Genomic DNA, 18,137 nt, shown 5'->3' on the forward strand with positions numbered 1-18,137 from the left:
CGGCCGCGTACTTCCCCGGCCACGGCCACGACGGCTACACGGTCGGCGCCTACGACCTCGAACTGGACTACCGGGTCCGCCCCAACCGCCTCGCCGGCACCGCGCGGCTGTCGGCGGCGGCCACCGCGCCGCTCGGCCGGTTCGCGCTCGACCTCGGGCCGTTCCGCGTCGGCAGGGTCCTGGTGGACGGGAGCCCGGCACGGTTCCGGCACTGGCGCGGCAAGCTGACCGTCACGCCGCCGCGGCCCCTCGACCCGGGCGCGTTCACCGTGGAGGTCCGCTACACCGGCAACCCGTCGCCCGTCCGCAGCCACTGGGGCGGGCTCGGCTGGGAGCAGCTGACCGACGGCTCGATCGTCGCGGGGCAGCCGACCGGCGCGCCCTCGTGGTTCCCCTGCAACGACCGGCCCGGCGACAAGGCCCGCTACCGGATCACGGTCACCACGGCGTCCGCCTACACCGTCGTCGCCAACGGACGGCTCACCGGCAAGAGCAGCGCCGGCGCGAACACCACCTGGGTGTACGAGCAGGACGAGCCGACCGCGACCTACCTGGCCAGCGTCCAGATCGGGCGGTACCGGTCCGCGGAGCTGGACGGCCCCGTCCCGCAGCACGTCCACTACCCGGCGGCGCGGGAACGGCGGGTGCTGCACGACCTGGGCCGCCAGGGGCGGATGATCGCCACGTTCTCCGAGCTGTTCGGCCCCTACCCCTTCGGCGCGTACACGGTCGTCGTCGCCGACGACGAGCTGGAGATCCCCGTCGAGGCGCAGGGCATGTCGATCTTCGGGACGAACCACGTCGACGGCGAACGGGGCGAGGAGCCGCTCATCGCGCACGAACTGGCGCACCAGTGGTTCGGCAACAGCCTGACGGTGGCGCACTGGCGGGACATCTGGCTGCACGAGGGCTTCGCCTCCTACGCCGAATGGCTGTGGTCGGAGAACTCGGGCGGCGCGCCCGCGTCCGAGCACGCCGTGCAGTGGCACGCGCGGCTGGCCGGCGGGTCGAAGGACCTCGTGCTCGCCGATCCCGGCCCCCGGCACCTCTTCGACGACTACGTCTACAAGCGCGGGGCGCTCGCCCTGCACGCGCTGCGCCGCGCGGCGGGCGACGACGCGTTCTTCCGGACCCTGCGCGAGTGGACGGCGCGACACCGCCACGGCTCGGTGACGACGGAGGAGTTCACCGAGCTCGCCGCCCGCAACGCCGGGCGTCCGCTGGACGACCTCTTCTCCGCCTGGCTCTACCGGCGTCCGCTGCCCCCGCTGCCCTGAGGGCGGTAAGGTAGTGGGTTTGCCCACACCCGCCTTCTCGCCGCCGGAGGTCTGCCCGCATGTCCGCCGAGTCCGCCGTCCTGGCCGCCGAACGCGCCCATCTGGCCGAGTCCCGCGCCGCGCTGCGCCGGATGCGCGAGCACGCGCGGAGCCTGTCCGCCGACGTCGCCGCCGACTGGGTGTCCGGGCAGTTCCTGGAGTCGCTGCTCGACCAGCGCGTCGCGGCGCTCGCCGACCATCCCGGCACGCCGCTGTTCTTCGGGCGGATGGACCGCGACGCCGACGCCGACGGCGGCGGCGAGGACCTGCCCGCGATCATGTACGTGGGGCGGCGGCACGTCCACGACGGCGACGAGGGCCGCCCGCTCGTGCTGGACTGGCGCGCCCCCGTCTCGCGGGCGTTCTACCAGGCCGGGCCCGCCGACCCCATGGGCTGGAGGCTGCGGCGGCGGTTCGGCTTCCAGGCCGGTGAGCTGACCGCGTTCGAGGACGAGCCCCTGGACGGGCCTCCGGACGGGGGCGGGATCGGCCCGTCGCGGATCCTGACCGAGGAGATCGAGCGCCCCCGCACCGGGCCGATGCGCGACATCGTCGCCACGATCCAGCCGGACCAGGACGTGGTCGTCCGCGCGGACCTGCCCCGCACGGTGTGCGTGCAGGGCGCGCCCGGCACCGGCAAGACGGCCGTCGGCCTGCACCGCGCCGCCTACCTGCTGTTCACCCACCGGGAACGGCTGTCACGGTCCGGGGTCCTCATCGTCGGGCCCAACCGGGCGTTCCTCGGGTACATCTCGGCGGTGCTGCCCGCCCTCGGCGAGGTCAGCGTCGAGCAGGCCACGATCGAGGACCTGCTCGGCGCTCCCACGGGGGAGGAGCCGGCGCGGGTCTCCGCGGTCAAGGGCGGGGCGCGCATGGCGGACGTCCTCCGCAAGGCGCTGTGGCTGCACGTCACCAAACCGCAGGAGGGCCTCGTCGTCACCCGCGGGTCCGCCCGCTACCGGCTGGCCGACCACGAGGTCCGCGAGACCGCCGCAGCGCTGCGCGGCACCACCCGGTACGGCAGCGGACGCGCCGCGTTCGCCCAGCGGCTCGCCCACCAGATCCTCGTGCTGATGGAACGGCGCGGGGAGGCGCCGGACGACCGCGTCCAGGACCAGGTGGCGCGCAGCGGGCCCGTCAAGCAGATCCTCGACGCCGTATGGCCGAAGGTCACGCCGGAGCAGGTCCTGTACCGGCTGCTGTCGGACGCCGGCTTCCTGAGCAGGGCCGCGAAGGGCCTCCTGGACGAGGAGGAGCAGGACGCGATCCTGTGGGCCAAGCCCGCCCGGTCGCACCGCACCGCCAGGTGGACGGCCGCCGACCGCGCCCTGCTCGACGAGCTGAACGACCTCATCGAGCGCACCTCCTCGCTCGGCCACCTGGTCGTGGACGAGGCGCAGGACCTGTCCGCCATGCAGCTGCGCGCCCTGGGCCGCCGGTGCGGGACGGGGTCGGCGACCGTGCTCGGCGACCTCGCCCAGGGCACGACCGCCTGGTCGGCGCGGTCGTGGAAGGAGGTCCTCACCCACCTCGGCCAGGAAGGGGACGTCACCGAGCTGACCTTGGGCTTCCGCGTCCCGGGAACCGTCCTGGACTACGCGGCCCGCCTGCTCCCGCACGTCGCGCCCGGCCTGGAGCGGCCCCGCTCGCTGCGTCCCGGCCCGGGCGCCCTGGACGTGCGGCGCGTCCCCGACCTCGTCCCCGCGGTCGCCGGCGCCGCCCGCGAGGCCCTCGCCCGCCCCGGCTCGGTCGGCCTGATCGTGCCCGACGCCGCGGCGGCCGGGTACGCGGCGGCGCTGGAGGCGGCCGGGCTGGAGCACACCGTCCTCGGCCCCGGCTCCGACGGCGGCGGCCGGCTCCTCGTCGTCCCGGCGGCCCTCGCCAAGGGCCTGGAGTACGACCACGTGATCGTCGCCGAGCCCGCCGCCATCGCGGCCGCCGAGGCCCGCGGCCTCGCCCGCCTGTACGTCGTGCTGACCCGCGCCGTCACGTCCCTGACGGTCCTGCACGAGGACGACCTCCCGTCCGAACTGGCGATGCCCTAGCCGGCCGCGTTCCGGCCGGCGGGGCGTTCCGGCCGGGGCAGGCGGTTGACTCGCCGTCCCGGCGGTTCCTAGGCTGGGCTCGCCATACCGACCGGTTGGTATGTCCAGTGGGCGGCCCGGACGCCGCCCCTCGCCCGCGCGGAGGTCCCGACCTTGAGCACAGCACCCCCCGACGCCGACGAGCTGGAGAGGCGGGCCGGCGAGTTCCTCGCCGCGCACGACCCTTCGGCCACCGAGCCCCTGGAGTTCCTGCGGGCCCGGTTCGACGCCGGTCTCGCCTGGGTCCACTACCCCGAAGGCCTCGGCGGGCTCGGCGCGCCCCGCGCCCTGCAGCGCGCCGTCGACCGGTTCTTCGCCAAGGCCGGCGCGCCCTCCAACCACCCCGAGCGCAACGGCATCGGGCTCGGGATGGCCGCGCCGACGATCCTCGCGTTCGGCACCGAAGAGCAGAAGCGCCGCTTCCTGCGTCCGCTGTGGACGGGCGAGGAGATCTGGTGCCAGCTGTTCAGCGAACCGGGCGCCGGCTCCGACCTCGCCGCGCTCGCCACCCGCGCCGTCCGCGACGGCGACGCCTGGACGGTCAGCGGCCAGAAGGTCTGGACGTCCATGGCCCACGAGGCGCGCTGGGCGATCCTCGTCACCCGCACCGACCCGGACGTCCCCAAGCACCGCGGCATGACCTACTTCGTCTGCGACATGACCGCGCCGGGCGTCGAGGTGCGGCCGCTGCGGCAGATCACCGGCGAGGCCGAGTTCAACGAGGTCTTCCTCACCGACGTGCGGATCCCCGACGAGCACCGGCTCGGCGAGGTCGGGGAGGGCTGGCGGGTCTCCACCACGACGCTGATGAACGAGCGGGTCGCCATCGGCGGCGCCGCCGCGCCGCGCGAGAGCGGCATGATCGGCGTGGTCGCCGCCCTGTGGCGCGACCGTCCCGAGCTGCGCACCCCCGCCCTGCACGACTCCGTCCTGCGGGCCTGGGTGGAGACCGAGGCCGCCCGGCTCACCGGCGAGCGGCTGCGCCAGAAGCTCACCGCGGGGGAGCCCGGCCCGGAGGGCTCGGGCGCCAAGCTGTCGTTCGCCCGGCTCAACCAGGAGGTGTCCGGCCTGGAGCTGGAGCTCCTCGGCGAGGACGGCCTGCGCTACGACGACTGGACCATGCGCCGGCCGGCCCAGGTGGACTTCACCCGCCGCTCGCCCGGCTACCGGTACCTGCGCGCCAAGGGCAACTCCATCGAGGGCGGCACGTCGGAGATCCTGCGCAACATCATCGCCGAGCGCGTCCTGGGCCTGCCCGGCGAGATCCGGGTCGACAAGGACGTCGCGTGGAAGGACCTCCCCAAGTGAGCGACCTGCTTTACAGCGAGATCGAGAACGACCTGCGGGCGAGCGTCCGGGAGGTGCTCGACGACAAGGCGCCCTGGACGTCCGTCCTCGCCGGGACCGAGAAGGACGAGCCGTACGACGCGGCGCTGTGGCACGCCGTCGCCGCCCAGCTCGGCTGCGCGGGCCTGCCCGTCGCGGAGGACCTCGGCGGCGCCTCCGCCACCTGGCGCGAGACCGCCGTCGTCATGGAGGAGCTGGGCCGTTCCGCCGCCCCGGTCCCCTTCCTGAGCAGCGCCGTGACGGCGACGGCGGCGCTGATGGCCGCCGGTGAACGGGACCTGCTCGCGCGGCTGGCGTCCGGGGACGAGATCGCGGTGCTCGCGGTGCCGTTCAGCACCGGTCCCGGCGACCCCGCCGCGACCGTCCGGGTGTCGGACGGCACGGTGACCGGCGAGGTCACCAGCGTCGCCGACGGGATGGCCGCCGGGGTGTTCCTGGTACCGGCCGCCGGCGGCCTCTACGCGGTGGACGCCGCCGACGCCCGCCGCACCGCCGTGACCTCCCTCGACATGACGCGCCGCCTCGCCGACCTCGCCTTCTCCGGGGCGCCCGCGCGGCTGGTCGCCGAGGGGACCGGCGCCGTCCGGGCCGCCCTGCTGACCGGCGCCGCGATGCTGGCGTCCGAGCAGCTCGGCCTCGCCGAACGCTGCCTGGACGACACCGTCGCCTACGTGAAGACGCGCTACCAGTTCGGCCGGCCGGTCGGCTCCTACCAGGGCCTCAAGCACCGCCTCGCCGACCTGTGGACGTCGATCACCCAGGCCCGCGCGGTCGCCCGCCACGCGGCCTCGTGCGTGGCCGCCCAGGCGGGTGGCGGCGGCGATGACGGCGGTGATGACGGCGGCGAGACGGCGATCTCGGTCGCGGTCGCCCAGGCGCTCTGCTCTGCCGTCGCCCTCAAGGCGGCCGAGGAGTGCGTGCAGATGCACGGCGGCATCGGCTTCACCTGGGAGCACCCCGCGCACCTGTATCTGAAGCGCGCGAAGGCCGACGCCATCGCCCTGGGCACCCCCGACCGGCACCGCGCCGCCCTGGCCGCCCTGGTCGACCTGCCCCCGGCCTGAGGAACGGTGAACCGACGGCTCCGCACACCGCGTGCGGAGCCGTCCGCTCACTCCGGCATCGGCAGCCGGAGCCTCTCGCGGAGCGTCCGCTGCACCTCGCCGATCGCGGGCCGCGCGTCCACGGTGACCACGTACTCCTTGCGGCCGAACAGCTCCAGGATGGGGTCGGTCTTCTCGTGGTGCTGCCGGAGCCGCTCCGCGAGCGCCTCCTGCGTGTCGTCCTCGCGTGCGACCAGCTCGCCGCCGCACACGTCGCAACGCCCCTCCTGGGTGGGCCGGTCCGCGATCAGGTTGTAGTCCATCCCGCATCCGGCGCAGAGCCGCCGGGCCAGGACGCGGCGGCGGACCTCGTCGTCCGGCAGGTCGAGATGGATCACGCCGTCGATGTCGTAGCTCTCCAGGAAGAACTCGGTCTGCCTCCGGCTGCGCGGGAACCCGTCGATGACGAACCCGTAGTTCCAGTCGTGCTGGTCGAGCCGCTCGCGGACGACGCCCTCCACCAGGTCGTCTCCGACCAGCTCACCGTCCGCCATGATGCGCCGTACCTGCGCGCCGAGCTTGGTGTGGTTCTTCACGTGCCACCGGAAGACGTCGCCGACGCTGATGTGGACGATGTCCAGATCACGGGCGAGCAGCTCCGACTGCGTTCCCTTGCCGCTGCCGATCGCGCCGATGATGACGTACTTGCGCATGCCGGAACTCTACGCGGGGACCGCTCCTCAGAGCGGGTGGCGCAGGCGGCGGCCCAGCCGGCGGAACCGGGAGCCGGGGACCTGCCCCGGGGACGCGTCATGCGCCGCCAGGCACTCCAGCAGCGCTTCGAACGCGGGCGGGCGGACGCACACCAGCGTCGCGCGGGCGCGGCGGGCGCAGTGCAGCCGCACCGAGGGCCGCAGCAGCCGGGAGAACGGGCTTCGCGTCCCGTGCCCGACGACGAGTATGTCGTCGTCGCCGGCCAGCCGCACCAGGGCCGCGCCGGGCTCGCCGACGAGCGCCAGCGCCGTCATGTCCACGCCGTCCGGCGGGCCGTCGCTCACCTCCGCCAGGATCCGGGTGATCAGCTCGGCGCCGGAGGCGCGCAGCGCGTCGGTGATGCCGCAGCCGAGCTGCCCGGCCGCCGACACGTGCGGCGGGAGCGGCGCGGCATGGGCGACCAGCAGCGGCAGCCTCCGCAGCCGTGCCTCGCCGATCGCCCAGGACAGGGCGCAGCGGGCGCCCGCGGAGTCGTCCACCCCCACCACGACGCGGGGGCCGCCCTCCGGTCTCGCGAACACGGTCCCTCCTGACCCCCCGCCTGCTTGATTGCAGTCTAGGGTGCAGGTTTACCCGTTCCGAAGGAAGTGTTCCGCGGTGTGGAAACTCCGGTTCCGTAAAGGAGCGGGCTAGGACTCCCCGGCGTCCCCGCCGAGCAGCGAGGCGACGAGCGCGGTGGCCGCGACGGAGGTCCCGGCCTTCTCCGCGGTGCCGTGGATCAGCCGGGACAGCTGCCCGAGCAGGTACGGGTGGACGCCGATCAGGTAGAGGCGCCGGAAATCGCGCTCCAGGACGCCCTGCCGCTCTTCTGGCAGCAGGTCGTAGCGGTCCAGCACGGCCTCCTCGTCCCTCTGGAACTCCTCCAGCAGGCCGGCGTCCCATTTGAGGTCCTGGACGAGGTCGTTGGCGCGCAGGAGCGGGTCGAAATGCTCAAGTGACATCGGGTTCCCTTTCTCGCGCTCAGACGTCCCAGAGGACGGCGCCGACGCCGCAGCGCCACTGCGGCACGCACACGTAGCAGAGGGGCGTGCAAGGCCGCTCGCCGATGGCGCCCATGACGACCTGCCACGACAGCAGCTCGGACGTCCCGCCCGCGCCGGCCTCCTCCATGCGCTCGAAGGTGACCTCGTCCAGGATGCGGCCGTGGTCGCCCTCGGCCAGCAGGTCCATCCACCGGCGGTCGAACTTCTCGTCGATCTCCAGGTAGCGGGGGCCGCCGGGCTCGTGGCTGAGCCCGCCCGACCCCAGCAGCCCCACCCGCAGGTCCGCCGGGAGCCGGTCGCGGACCAGCGCGCCGAGCGACTCCCCGAACCGGTAGCAGGCCTTCTCGTCCGGAACCGGCGGGACGGTGCAGTTCTGCAGGACCGGCACGATGCGCAGGTCCATGCCGGCGAGGCCAAGGAGCGCGACCGGCACCGAGACGTTGTCGTCGAAGCGCAGCTCGGGCGCGCGCCGGACGTCGAAGCCGTCCCCGATCAGCCCGCCGGCCAGTGCCTCGGCCACCTCCGGGTCGCCGGGCACGCGGTACTCGTCCAGGTTCAGCCAGGGACGGAACCACTCGTCCGGGCCCACATGCTCGGCGGCGACCCCCACGGTGAAGTCGGGGCAGTCGTGCACCCGCGCGTTCAGCAGGTGATCGTTGCCGATCACCAGCAGCACCTCGGCCTCCGACCCGGCCAGCTCGCGCCGCAGCCGGTCGTAGGCCTGGCTCACCTCCCGCCGGTCGTCCTCACCCGCCTTGCCGAACCACCCGGTCAGTCCGGGCGCATGGCTCGCCGCCGCCGCGAACACGATCTCCGCCATCAGCAACTCCCTGAATTGATGATAATGAACCTAGACATCTTCCGTGGAGGCGGTCAAGGGCCGCGACGAGGCAAAACTAATATTCATTACTGTTAGAACGCCCATATGGCCTCCACCGCGCCCGATCGCCGGCCCGGCGGGGACGGCGGCGCGTCCCGGTCGGGCCTGGCCTGGACCTCATCCCCGGTTCACCCTGATTTTGCTGGTCGGCGGCGTAGGATGTGGCGCTGTAGGCGTTCTGTCGGTGGGTCCGCCTACGGTCGGGCACGACGGGCCGCAGGGGCGCCCGTCCCAGCGACGACGCCGAGTGAAGGTGACGACCAGCATGCCGAACAGCACCATGGAACAGGACTTCCAGAAGCTCGCCGATCCCTACCGGCGGGAGCTGCTGGCGCACTGCTACCGGATGCTCGGCTCCATCCACGACGCCGAGGACCTGGTGCAGGAGACCTACCTGCGGGCCTGGCGCTCGTACGAGAACTTCGAAGGGCGCTCCTCGCTGCGGACGTGGCTGTACCGCATCGCCACCAACGTGTGCCTGACGGCGATCGACCAGCGCGGCAACCGGCCGATGCCGTCCGGGCTGGGCGCGCCGAGCGACGAGCCGGAGCGGCCCGTCGTCGCCTCGCCCGAGGTGCCGTGGCTGGAGCCCGCCCCCGACGCCGTGCTCGGCGCGGACGCCGCCGACCCCGCCACGATCGTCGCGGCGCGGGAGAGCACCCGCCTCGCGTTCGTCGCGGCGCTGCAGCATCTGCCCGCCAAGCAGCGGGTCGTGCTGATCCTGCGGGACGTCCTGAAGTGGCGGGCCGCGGAGGTCGCCGAGCTGCTGGACACCTCGACCGCCGCGGTCAACAGCGCGCTGCAGCGGGCGCGGGCGCAGCTGGAGGAGAACGGCCCGCTGCGGGACGAGCTGGTCGAGCCGACCGACCCGGACCAGCGAGACCTCCTCGAAAGCTACGCGAAGGCGTTCGAGGACGCCGACATCGCCGGGCTCATCGACCTGTTCAAGAAGGACATCGTCTGGGAGATGCCGCCGTTCCCCGAGTGGTTCGTCGGAGCGGAAGTGGTCGTGCGGCTCGTCATCGCCCAGTGCGGCCCCGCCCCGGGCGACATCCGGATGGTCCCGGCGTCCGCCAACGGGCAGCCCGCCTTCGGCATGTACATGCGGGACGAGGAGGGCGTTCACCGGCCGTACCACCTCCAGGTGCTGAGCATCACCGGCGACGGCGTCGCGCACGTCTCGGTGTTCTTCGACACCACCCTGTTCCCGGTGTTCGGGCTGGCCGAGCGCCTCTGATCAGCCCCCTGTCCTTCCGCTCTGCGGAAACCCGGATGTGCCCCGGCCGGCGTGTGCTGCGATGGTGGTCGGCGGCGGCGCGGGTCCCGTCCGCCGAGTGGGAATGGGAGGCACATGGACACCGATCGAGCGACTCACCGCGCGGCCGTGCGCGCCGGGGCAGAAGGGACCAGCGCATGACGCACCCCCCGTACCTGTCCCCGGGCTACAAGAGCACCGTGCTCCGCGCCCCCGCGCAGGAACCGATCATGCCGAAGCTCGGCCCGGACAGCGTCGAGCTGACCTCCCCGGTCTTCGGTCACCAGGAGCTCGGCCGGCTGGAGGAGGACCTCACCCTCCAGCATCGCGGCGAGCCGCTCGGTGAGCGGATCGTCGTCACCGGCCGGGTGCTCGACGGCTCCGGCCGCCCGGTGCGGGGCGCGCTCGTCGAGGTCTGGCAGGCGAACGCGGCGGGCCGCTACGCCCACCTCGGCGACGTCCACCCGGCGCCGCTCGACCCGAACTTCACCGGCGCCGGGCGGTGCCTCACCGACGACGACGGCCGCTACCGGTTCATCACGATCAAGCCGGGCGCGTACCCGTGGCGCAACCATCACAACGCCTGGCGGCCCGCGCACATCCACTTCTCGGTGTTCGGGACGGCGTTCACCCAGCGGCTCATCACCCAGATGTACTTCCCGGGCGACCCGCTGTTCGCCTACGACCCGATCTTCCAGTCGATCCCCGGCGAGCGGGACCGCGAGAAGCTGATCTGCCGGTTCGACCTGGACACCACCGAGCCGGAGTGGGCGCTCGGCTACCAGTGGGACATCGTCCTCGGCGACACCCCGATGGAGGCCTGATGACCACGCCGTCCCAGACAGTCGGCCCCTTCTTCGGCTACGCGCTGCCGTACGAGACCGGCCCGCTGGTCGTGCCGGGCTGGCGGCCGGACGCGATCGACGTGCGCGGGCGGGTCCTGGACGGCGCGGGCGAGCCGGTCCCGGACGCGCTGCTGGAGATCTGGCAGGCGGACGAGACGGGCGAGATCCCGCGGCGGCCCGGCGGCATCGTCCGGGAGGGGCACGACTTCTCCGGATTCGGCCGCTGCGACACGGACGCGGCCGGGGCCTACAGGTTCACCACCGTCAAGCCCGGCGCGACCGGCGACGGCGCTCCCTACATCGCCGTCCTGGTCTTCGCGCGGGGCCTGCTCAAGCCCGTCTTCACCCGGCTGTACTTCCCGGAGGACGAGTCCGCCCACGAGGCCGACCCGCTCCTGTCCGCCGTACCGGCCGAGCGGCGCGCGACCCTGATCGCCGAGCGCGAGGGGGAGCGGCGGTACCGGTTCGACGTACACCTGCAAGGGGAGCGGGAGACGGTGTTCCTTGGTTTCTGACGAACCCGGCCCGCCGCCCGGCGCCGTATCACTCGACGCGGGGCTGCTGTCCCCCGTCCGCGCGGGGACGGCGGCCGAGGCCGCGACGGGCGACGCGGCCTACCTGGCGGCGATGCTCGACGCCGAGGCGGCGCTCGCCCGTGCCCAGGCCCGCCTCGGGATCATCCCCGGGGACGCGGCCGAGGCGATCGGCGCCGCCGCCGACGCGGGCCGGTTCGACCTGGTGGACGTGGCCCGCCGGGCGCGCGGCTCCGGCAACCCCGTCGTGCCGCTGGTCGCCGACCTTCGGGCGCTCGCGGGGACGGCCGGCGAGCACGTCCACCTGGGGGCCACCAGCCAGGACATCGCCGACACCGGCGCCATGCTCGTCGCGGCCCGCGCCAGGCGCGTCGTCCTCGCCCACCTGGACCGGGCACTGGACGCGCTGGCCGGGCTCGCGGCGCGGTACCGCGACACCCCGATGGCGGCCCGCACGCTGGGGCGGCAGGCGCTGCCGACGACGTTCGGCGCGAAGGCCGCGAACTGGCTGATGGGGTGCCTGGAGGCCCGCGCGCGGCTGGCCGCGGTGCCGCTGCCGGTGCAGCTCGGCGGCCCCGCCGGGACGCTGGACGCCTTCGGGGACCGGGCACTCGACGTCGTCGCGGCGTTCGCGGCGGAGACGGGGCTGGCCAGGCCCGTCCTGCCGTGGCACACCCGCCGCACCCCGGTCGCGGAGCTGGGCGCGGCGCTGGCGCTGACCGCCGGGGCGCTCGGCAAGATCGCGACCGATGTGTGGCTGCTGTCGCAGAGCGAGGTCGGCGAGGTCGCCGAGGCCGCGGGGGCCGGCCGGGGCGGCTCGTCGTCGATGCCGCACAAGCGCAACCCGGCGCTGTCCGCCCTGGTCCGCTCGGCCGCGCTGCAGGTGCCCGCGCAGGCTCAGGTGCTGCTCGCCGCCCAGGCCGCGCCGCACGAGCGGGCGGCGGGGGAGTGGCACGCCGAGTGGCAGCCGCTGCGCGAGTGCCTGCGGCTGACCGGCGGCGCCGCCGAGACCGCCGCCGACCTGCTCGACGGCCTGGAGGTGTCGGCGGAGCTGATGCGGGCCGACCTCGACGATCTGCTGGACGTCCTCGGCGGCGATCCGGGTCCCGGCGCCGCCGCCGTCCTCGTCGGCGAAGCCCTCGACGCCTACCGGAGGAGCCGCGCGTGACCGAGTCGCCGGTACCGGCGGGGACACCGCCGCACCACCGCCTGGACGGCCCGGTGGACGCGCCCGTCGTCGTCCTCGGCCCGTCCCTCGGCACGTCCATGGACCTGTGGCTGCCGCAGCTGCCCGCGCTGGCCCGCGCCTGGCGGGTCCTGCGCTACGACCTGCCCGGCCACGGCGGTGCGCCGCCCCCCGGCGGCCCTTTCACCGTCGAGGACCTCGCGGACGGGGTGGTCCGCCTGCTGGACGGCCTCGGCATCGGCCGGGCCGCCTACGCGGGGGTGTCGCTCGGCGGCGCCGTCGGGATCGCGCTCGCCCTCCGCGCGCCGGAACGTCTCGGCAGCCTCGTCCTGTGCTGCACGTCCCCCCGGTTCGGCGACCCGGAGCCCTGGCACGGGCGGGCGGGCCTCGTCCGCCGCGAGGGCACCGGCCCGGTGGCCGAGACCGCGGCGGGGCGCTGGTTCACCCCGGAGTTCACCGGCGCGGAACCGTACGCGGCGATGCTCCGCGCGACCCATCCCGCCGGCTACGCGGGGTGCTGCGACGCGCTGGCGCGGTTCGACGCCACCGGCAGGCTCGGCGAGATCACCGCGCCGACCCTGGTGATCGCGGGGGCACAGGACGCGCCGACGCCGCCCGAAGGCCACGCCGACCGGCTGGCGGCGGGCATCCCGGACGCGAGCCTGACCGTCGTCGAAGGCGCCGGGCACCTGGCGAACGCCGAGCGGCCGGAACCGGTCACGGACGCGATCACCGCGCACCTGCACCGCACGTGGAAGGGGACCGCATGAGCGAGGAGTCCGGGACGGGCGGGCGGATGACCGACGCCGGGCGGCACGAGCAGGGCATGAGGACGCGGCGGGAGGTCCTCGGCGACGCCCATGTCGACCGGGCCGAGGCCCGCAAGGACGGCTTCACCGCCGACTTCCAGGACATGATCACGCGGTACGCGTGGGGCGAGATCTGGAGCCGGCCCGGCCTGGACCGCCGGACCCGCAGCTGCGTCACGCTGACCGCCATGGTCGCCGGCGGCCATCTGGACGAGCTGGCCATGCACGTGCGGGCCGCGCTCCGCAACGGGCTGACGCACGACGAGATCAAGGAGGTGCTCCTGCAGACGGCGATCTATTGTGGAGTGCCCGCCGCGAACTCGGCTTTCGCCGTCGCCCAGCGGGTACTCACCGAGCAGGAGTGACGGGCGCGAGCCCGGTGGCGGGAGGAGCCGGTGCCAGGCGACAGGGGCGAGCGCCCGCGGCCGGTCAGCGTGGCGGGCAAGGTCATGGCCATCCTGAACGCGTTCGCGCAGGGCGGCGTCCGCCTCAACCTGAGCGAGATCTGCCGCCGCGCCGGGCTCCCGCTGGCCACCGGCCACCGCCTCGTCGGCGAACTGGCCGACGGCGGGTTCCTGGAGCGGGTGCCGGACGGCACGTACCGCATCGGGACCCGGCTGTGGCGGATCGGCAGCCAGGCGCCGGCGGTCATGGGCCTGCGCGAGCTGGCGCTCCCGCACATGGAGGACCTGTACGAGGCGACGCACGACAACGTGCAGCTCGGCGTGCTGCGCGACGACCACGTCCTGATCGTCGAGCGGCTGCGCGGGACGCGGTCGGTGCCGGTCGTGACCCAGGTCGGCGGGATGCTGCCGCTGCACACCACCGGTGTCGGCCAGGTGCTGCTGGCCTACGCCGCGCCGGAGATCCGGGAGAAGGTCCTGGGCGGTGAGCTGGCCCGGCACGCGGTGCGCTCCATCACCGACCCGGCGGAGCTGCGGCGCCGCGTCGAGCGCGTCCGCCGCACCGGCTACGCGCTGACCCGCGACGAGATGACGCTGGGCGCCTCGTCCGTCGGCGCGCCCGTGCGGGACGGCGCGGGAGACGTGGTCGCGGCGATGTCGCTGGTGTCCGGCACGCGCGGCGCGGATCCGCGGCGGCTGCTGCCGCCGCTGACCACGGCGGTGCGCGCCCTGTCCCGCGACGTGGCCGCCCACTGGAGCGGACATCCGGACACTTTTTCCGCTGAACGGAACACCGGCGCCTGAACCTGCGGTGATGCGCGCGAGTATCGCCGGGGCAACCGACGACGAGGAGGCTGGATGCGAACCCAGGTCGCGATCATCGGCAGCGGCCCCGCGGGCCTGCTGCTGTCCCACCTGCTGCACCGGCAGGGGATCGACTCGGTGGTCCTGGAGAGCCGGGACCGCGACTACGTGGAGCACCGGCAGCGCGCCGGGGTGCTGGAGCAGGGCACGACCGACGTGCTGCGCGACAGCGGCGCCGGCGAGCGCCTCGACCGGGAGGGGCTCGTCCACCACGGTGTCGAGCTGAGGTTCGGCGGCGCGGGGCACCGCATCCCGCTGACCGACCTGACCGGCCGCACCGTCACCGTCTACGCGCAGACCGAGGTCGTCAAGGACCTGGTCGCCAAGCGGCTCGCGGACGGGGGCGACGTGCGGTTCGAGGCCGAGGTGGTGGCCCTCGACGCGTCCGCGCCGAGCGTGACGTTCCGCAGCGGCGGCCGGACGCACACCCTCGACTGCGACTACATCGCGGGCTGCGACGGGTTCCACGGCGTCAGCCGCCCGGCGGTGCCGGGACTGCGGACGTACTCCCGCGAGTACCCGTTCGCCTGGCTGGGGATCCTCGCCGACGTCGCCCCGTCCACCGAGGAGCTGATCTACGCCGGTCACGACAACGGATTCGCGCTGCACAGCCTCCGCTCGCCCCAGGTCAGCCGCCTGTACCTGCAGGTGTCACCGGACGAGGACCTCGCCGGATGGTCCGACGCGCGCATCTGGGACGAGCTGGCGACGCGCTTCGCGACCGACGACGGCTGGAAGCTGCACGAGGGCCCGATCACCGACAGGTCGGTCACGCCGATGCGCAGCTTCGTCGCCGAGCCGATGCGCCACGACCGGCTGCTCCTCGCCGGGGACGCCGCCCACATCGTCCCGCCGACCGGGGCGAAGGGCCTCAACCTCGCGGTGTCGGACGTGATCCTCCTGGCGCAGGCGTTCGCCGAGCGGTACGCCTCCGGGTCGGAGACGCTCCTGGACGGCTACTCCGCCGCGTGCCTGCGGCGCGTCTGGCGGGCCGAGCACTTCTCGTACTGGATGACGCACCTGCTGCACGCCGACCCGGCCGCGAGCGACTTCGACCGGCGGCTGCAGCGCTCCCATCTGGACTACGTGGTCTCCTCCCAGGCGGCCTCGACGTCGCTCGCCGAGAACTACGTGGGCCTTCCCGTCACCTTCTAGCGATCACCCGTCACCCGCCGGATCGGCCGGCTCGGCGCCCAGCGTGTCGAGCAGCTCCGTGACCGGCTGGAGCTTCTCGTACAGCAGCAGGACGGGCTCGCCCGGCTCCGCCATGTCCAGCGCCGAGGTCACCGCCCCCTTCAGGTCGCCCGCCGGGTGGTGGCGCACGTCCGGGCCGCCCTCCCGCAGCCCCTGGACGATCAGCCGGGTCATCTCGCCCGAGCGGCGGCCGCGCAGGTCCTCGTCCTCGTAGACGACGACGCGGCCGAACGTCCCGGACAGGGCCCTCGCGGTCTCGATCACCAGCTCGTCGGTCCGGTCGCCCGGCAGGGTGACCGCGGCGACGCCCCCGGCGCCCCAGCGCCGCCCGACGAACGCGCTCATCGCCGCGACCGCCGCCGGGTTGTGCGCGTAGTCGACCAGCACGGGATTGTCCCCGACCTGGTACACGCAGCCCCGGCCCGGGTTGCGGGTGTGCGGGTCGAACGTGCGCAGCGCGCGGGCCAGCACGTCCACCGGGACGTGGAGCGCGCGGGCCGCGGCGGCCGCGGCGAGCGCGTTGGCGACGACGTGGACGGCGTGCCCGCCGAAGGAGCCCGCCACCTCGCCGGCGGGCAGGATCCGCGTCCGGCGGTCCCCGCGCGCCTCGGTCAGCCAGCCGTCCGCGACGTAGTAGCCCCAGCCGCCCTCCCGCAGGTGGTCCACGAGGACGGGCTCGTCCGGGGACGGCGAGAAGTAGCGGAGCACCGGATCGCGGTCCCGTACCGCGGGCCGCGCGGCCAGCCCCGCCGCCGGCGGGTCCGCGGCGTTGAGGACGAGATGCCCGCCGCGCCTGATCTCCTCGGCCACCAGGGCCTTGATGTCGACCAGGTCTTCCAGGTTCTCGGTGTCGTCCACGCCGAGGTGGTCGCGGGTGATGTTGGTGACGACGGCGACGTCGGCGTTCTCGTAGCCGAGGCCGCGCCGCACGATCCCGCCGCGCGCGGTCTCCAGCACGGCCGCCTCGACCGTGCGGTCGCCCAGCACCATCTCCGCCGAGCGCGGCCCGGACGCGTCGGACCGGTGCACGAGCCGCCGCCCGACGTGCACGCCCTCGGTGCCGGTCATGCCGGTGCGGCGGCCGTCCAGCTCCAGCATGTGCGCGATCATCCGGACGGTGGTGGTCTTGCCGTTGGTGCCGGTCACCGACACGACCGGGACCCGCGACGGCGTGCCCGCCGGGTACATCAGGTCGATGATGTCGCCGGCGACGTCGCGCGCGGTGCCCTCGTGCGGCGCCAGATGCATGCGCAGGCCCGGGGCGGCGTTGACCTCCAGGATCCCGGCGGCGCCGCGGTCGGCGGGCGGCGGGGAACCGATGTCGGGCAGCCGCAGGTCGATCCCGCACACGTCCATGCCGGCCGCGGCGGCGGCCCGCACGCACATCTCCGCGACGCCCGCGTCGACGAGGCCGGTCACGTCGCGGCTGGTGCCGCCGGTGGACAGGTTCGCGTTGCGGCGCAGCCACACCCGCTCCCCGGCGGCGGGCACCGACTCCGGCCCGTGGCCCTGCCGCGCCAGCAGCGCCCGCTCCGCGGGGCCGAGCGCCAGCCGGGTCAGCGGCCGGTCGTGGCCCTCGCCGCGCGCCGGGTCGGTGTTGACCAGCTCCACGAGCCCGGCGACGGTGGCGGTCCCGTCGCCGGTCACGCACGCGGCGGTCAGCTCCGCCGCCGCCGCGACCCGGCCGCCGACGACCAGGACCCGGTAGTCCCGGCCGGGGATGTAGGACTCGACGATCACCTCGCCGCCGTCCCCGGCCGCGGACGCGAACGCGGCGACGACGTCCTGCGGGCTCGTCAGCTCGATGTGGACGCCCTCGCCCTGGTGGCCGGCGAGGGGCTTGACCACCACCGGGCCGCCGATGTCGCGCAGCGCCTCCAGGGCCTCCGCCGGCGTCGCCGCGACCCGCCCCTCGGGCACGGGGAGCCCGGCGTCGGCGAGCACCCTGTGCGCGAGCCGCTTGTCGCCCGCCACCTCCATGCCGATCGCCGACGTGGCGTCGGTCATCGCCGCCCACACCGTCCGGCGGTACCGCCCGTATCCGAGGCGCAGCAGGTTCAGGTCCTCGACGCGGCGGACCGGCACGCCGCGGCGGCGCGCGGCCCTCGCCAGCGCCGCCGTGCTCACCCCGAGCCGCCCCGCCTCGTGCTCGGCGGCGACGCGGGCCAGACCGGCCGACGGGTCGGGCACCCGCCCGGCGAGCGCCCCGCCGACGGTCCGCATGGCGAGCGTGATCAGCTGCTCCACCACGGTGCCGCCGGCCGGCTCGTCGCGCGGGCACTCCATGATCAGGTCGTAGTCGCCCGGCCCGCCCGCGCGGACGGTGCGGCCGAAGAACACCTCGCGGCCGATCAGCCCGGACAGCTCCAGCGTGACGTGCTCGGTGACATGGCCGAAGTAGGTGCCGCGCGCCATCGCGTCCAGCAGCCCGCCCGGCCGGCCCGCCGAGCAGTGGTGCGTCGCCAGGCCGGGCAGCGCCTCCACGAGCCGCTCGGCGAACCCGGGATGGTCGGTGGTCTCATGGCCGGTCAGGCCCTGGAGGTCGAGCCGGGCGATCGCGACGGGACGCGAGAGGTAGATGTTCGGGCCGCTCAGGCGGCGCACATGGTCGAGGCGCACG

Annotated in this window: 17 protein-coding genes; 12 read left to right on the top strand and 5 right to left on the bottom strand. The window is 74.6% G+C overall.

Translation table 11 applies throughout. From position 1 onward, the window contains the following. From E1285_RS20245 to E1285_RS20260, 4 genes are all read left to right on the top strand, one after another. On the top strand, nucleotides 1-1,277 hold a 1,277-nt coding region (locus E1285_RS20245), incomplete at its 5' end, for a M1 family metallopeptidase (protein ID WP_132154331.1). A 59-nt stretch (nucleotides 1,278-1,336) separates the two neighbouring features. Further along, nucleotides 1,337-3,361 (top strand): AAA family ATPase, encoded by a 2,025-nt coding sequence (locus E1285_RS20250; RefSeq protein WP_132154333.1) that lies wholly within the window; start codon nucleotides 1,337-1,339, stop codon nucleotides 3,359-3,361. Between the two features lie 153 nt (nucleotides 3,362-3,514). Continuing rightward, nucleotides 3,515-4,708 (top strand): acyl-CoA dehydrogenase family protein, encoded by a 1,194-nt coding sequence (locus E1285_RS20255; protein ID WP_132154335.1) that lies wholly within the window; start codon nucleotides 3,515-3,517, stop codon nucleotides 4,706-4,708. Then, entirely contained in the window at nucleotides 4,705-5,811 is a 1,107-nt protein-coding gene (locus E1285_RS20260) for an acyl-CoA dehydrogenase family protein (protein WP_132154337.1), read from the top strand. Before E1285_RS20255 ends, E1285_RS20260 begins: the two co-directional genes overlap by 4 nt. 47 nt (nucleotides 5,812-5,858) lie before the next feature. Here E1285_RS20260 and E1285_RS20265 read toward each other — a convergent pair whose 3' ends face one another. From E1285_RS20265 to E1285_RS20280, 4 genes are all read right to left on the bottom strand, one after another. Further along, the gene (locus tag E1285_RS20265) at nucleotides 5,859-6,503 is read right to left on the bottom strand and encodes a nucleoside monophosphate kinase (protein ID WP_132154339.1); all 645 of its coding nucleotides are present in this window, start codon (nucleotides 6,501-6,503) and stop codon (nucleotides 5,859-5,861) included. Between the two features lie 27 nt (nucleotides 6,504-6,530). Beyond that, nucleotides 6,531-7,085, bottom strand: coding sequence for a universal stress protein (locus E1285_RS20270; RefSeq protein WP_132154341.1), 555 nt, complete (start codon nucleotides 7,083-7,085; stop codon nucleotides 6,531-6,533). Between the two features lie 108 nt (nucleotides 7,086-7,193). Continuing rightward, complete coding sequence (locus tag E1285_RS20275) at nucleotides 7,194-7,505, bottom strand: extradiol ring-cleavage dioxygenase (RefSeq protein ID WP_132154343.1); 312 nt, start codon at nucleotides 7,503-7,505, stop codon at nucleotides 7,194-7,196. A 19-nt stretch (nucleotides 7,506-7,524) separates the two neighbouring features. Next, nucleotides 7,525-8,367 carry a hypothetical protein gene (locus E1285_RS20280; protein ID WP_132154345.1) on the bottom strand — a complete coding sequence of 281 codons (843 nt, stop codon included), beginning with the start codon at nucleotides 8,365-8,367 and terminating at the stop codon, nucleotides 7,525-7,527. 325 nt (nucleotides 8,368-8,692) lie between these two features. On the opposite strand from E1285_RS20280, the gene E1285_RS20285 reads away from it, so the two are divergent. The 8 genes from E1285_RS20285 to E1285_RS20315 all read left to right on the top strand — a co-directional run bounded on the left by E1285_RS20285 (nucleotide 8,693) and on the right by E1285_RS20315 (nucleotide 15,478). Continuing rightward, nucleotides 8,693-9,664 (top strand): sigma-70 family RNA polymerase sigma factor, encoded by a 972-nt coding sequence (locus E1285_RS20285; protein ID WP_132154347.1) that lies wholly within the window; start codon nucleotides 8,693-8,695, stop codon nucleotides 9,662-9,664. A 176-nt stretch (nucleotides 9,665-9,840) separates the two neighbouring features. After that, nucleotides 9,841-10,506 carry a protocatechuate 3,4-dioxygenase subunit beta gene (gene pcaH / locus E1285_RS20290; protein WP_132154349.1) on the top strand — a complete coding sequence of 222 codons (666 nt, stop codon included), beginning with the start codon at nucleotides 9,841-9,843 and terminating at the stop codon, nucleotides 10,504-10,506. After that, entirely contained in the window at nucleotides 10,506-11,042 is a 537-nt protein-coding gene (gene pcaG, locus E1285_RS20295) for a protocatechuate 3,4-dioxygenase subunit alpha (protein ID WP_132154351.1), read from the top strand. Before pcaH ends, pcaG begins: the two co-directional genes overlap by 1 nt. Continuing rightward, nucleotides 11,032-12,228 (top strand): 3-carboxy-cis,cis-muconate cycloisomerase, encoded by a 1,197-nt coding sequence (gene pcaB / locus E1285_RS20300; protein ID WP_132154353.1) that lies wholly within the window; start codon nucleotides 11,032-11,034, stop codon nucleotides 12,226-12,228. Before pcaG ends, pcaB begins: the two co-directional genes overlap by 11 nt. Beyond that, entirely contained in the window at nucleotides 12,225-13,016 is a 792-nt protein-coding gene (gene pcaD / locus E1285_RS46670; protein WP_207946690.1) for a 3-oxoadipate enol-lactonase, read from the top strand. The genes pcaB and pcaD overlap by 4 nt, the downstream gene beginning before the upstream one ends. Next, nucleotides 13,013-13,420 carry a 4-carboxymuconolactone decarboxylase gene (gene pcaC, locus E1285_RS46675; RefSeq protein WP_207946691.1) on the top strand — a complete coding sequence of 136 codons (408 nt, stop codon included), beginning with the start codon at nucleotides 13,013-13,015 and terminating at the stop codon, nucleotides 13,418-13,420. Before pcaD ends, pcaC begins: the two co-directional genes overlap by 4 nt. Nucleotides 13,421-13,450: 30 nt before the next feature. Beyond that, nucleotides 13,451-14,263: an IclR family transcriptional regulator gene (locus E1285_RS20310; protein WP_243722926.1), complete on the top strand. Its 813-nt coding sequence runs from the start codon at nucleotides 13,451-13,453 to the stop codon at nucleotides 14,261-14,263. 54 nt (nucleotides 14,264-14,317) lie between these two features. Then, the gene (locus tag E1285_RS20315; protein ID WP_132154355.1) at nucleotides 14,318-15,478 is read left to right on the top strand and encodes a 4-hydroxybenzoate 3-monooxygenase; all 1,161 of its coding nucleotides are present in this window, start codon (nucleotides 14,318-14,320) and stop codon (nucleotides 15,476-15,478) included. 3 nt (nucleotides 15,479-15,481) lie between these two features. On the opposite strand, the gene cphA is transcribed toward E1285_RS20315, so the two are convergent. Beyond that, nucleotides 15,482-18,136, bottom strand: coding sequence for a cyanophycin synthetase (gene cphA / locus E1285_RS20320; protein WP_132154357.1), 2,655 nt, complete (start codon nucleotides 18,134-18,136; stop codon nucleotides 15,482-15,484). Nucleotide 18,137: the final 1 nt, after the last annotated feature.

The sequence above is a fragment of the Actinomadura sp. 7K507 genome, from assembly GCF_004348425.1.
Taxonomy (GTDB): Bacteria; Actinomycetota; Actinomycetes; order Streptosporangiales; family Streptosporangiaceae; genus Spirillospora.

Excerpts from the sequence above, each read along its gene's own strand:
- E1285_RS20265 (WP_132154339.1), bottom strand. The coding sequence starts at position 6,503 with ATGCGCAAGTACGTCATCATCGGCGCGATCGGCAGCGGCAAGGGAACG.
- pcaC (WP_207946691.1), top strand. The coding sequence starts at position 13,013 with ATGAGCGAGGAGTCCGGGACGGGCGGGCGGATGACCGACGCCGGGCGG.
- E1285_RS20250 (WP_132154333.1), top strand. The coding sequence starts at position 1,337 with ATGTCCGCCGAGTCCGCCGTCCTGGCCGCCGAACGCGCCCATCTGGCC.
- E1285_RS20285 (WP_132154347.1), top strand. The coding sequence starts at position 8,693 with ATGCCGAACAGCACCATGGAACAGGACTTCCAGAAGCTCGCCGATCCC.
- E1285_RS20280 (WP_132154345.1), bottom strand. The coding sequence starts at position 8,367 with ATGGCGGAGATCGTGTTCGCGGCGGCGGCGAGCCATGCGCCCGGACTG.
- pcaH (WP_132154349.1), top strand. The coding sequence starts at position 9,841 with ATGACGCACCCCCCGTACCTGTCCCCGGGCTACAAGAGCACCGTGCTC.
- E1285_RS20275 (WP_132154343.1), bottom strand. The coding sequence starts at position 7,505 with ATGTCACTTGAGCATTTCGACCCGCTCCTGCGCGCCAACGACCTCGTC.
- E1285_RS20315 (WP_132154355.1), top strand. The coding sequence starts at position 14,318 with ATGCGAACCCAGGTCGCGATCATCGGCAGCGGCCCCGCGGGCCTGCTG.
- pcaG (WP_132154351.1), top strand. The coding sequence starts at position 10,506 with ATGACCACGCCGTCCCAGACAGTCGGCCCCTTCTTCGGCTACGCGCTG.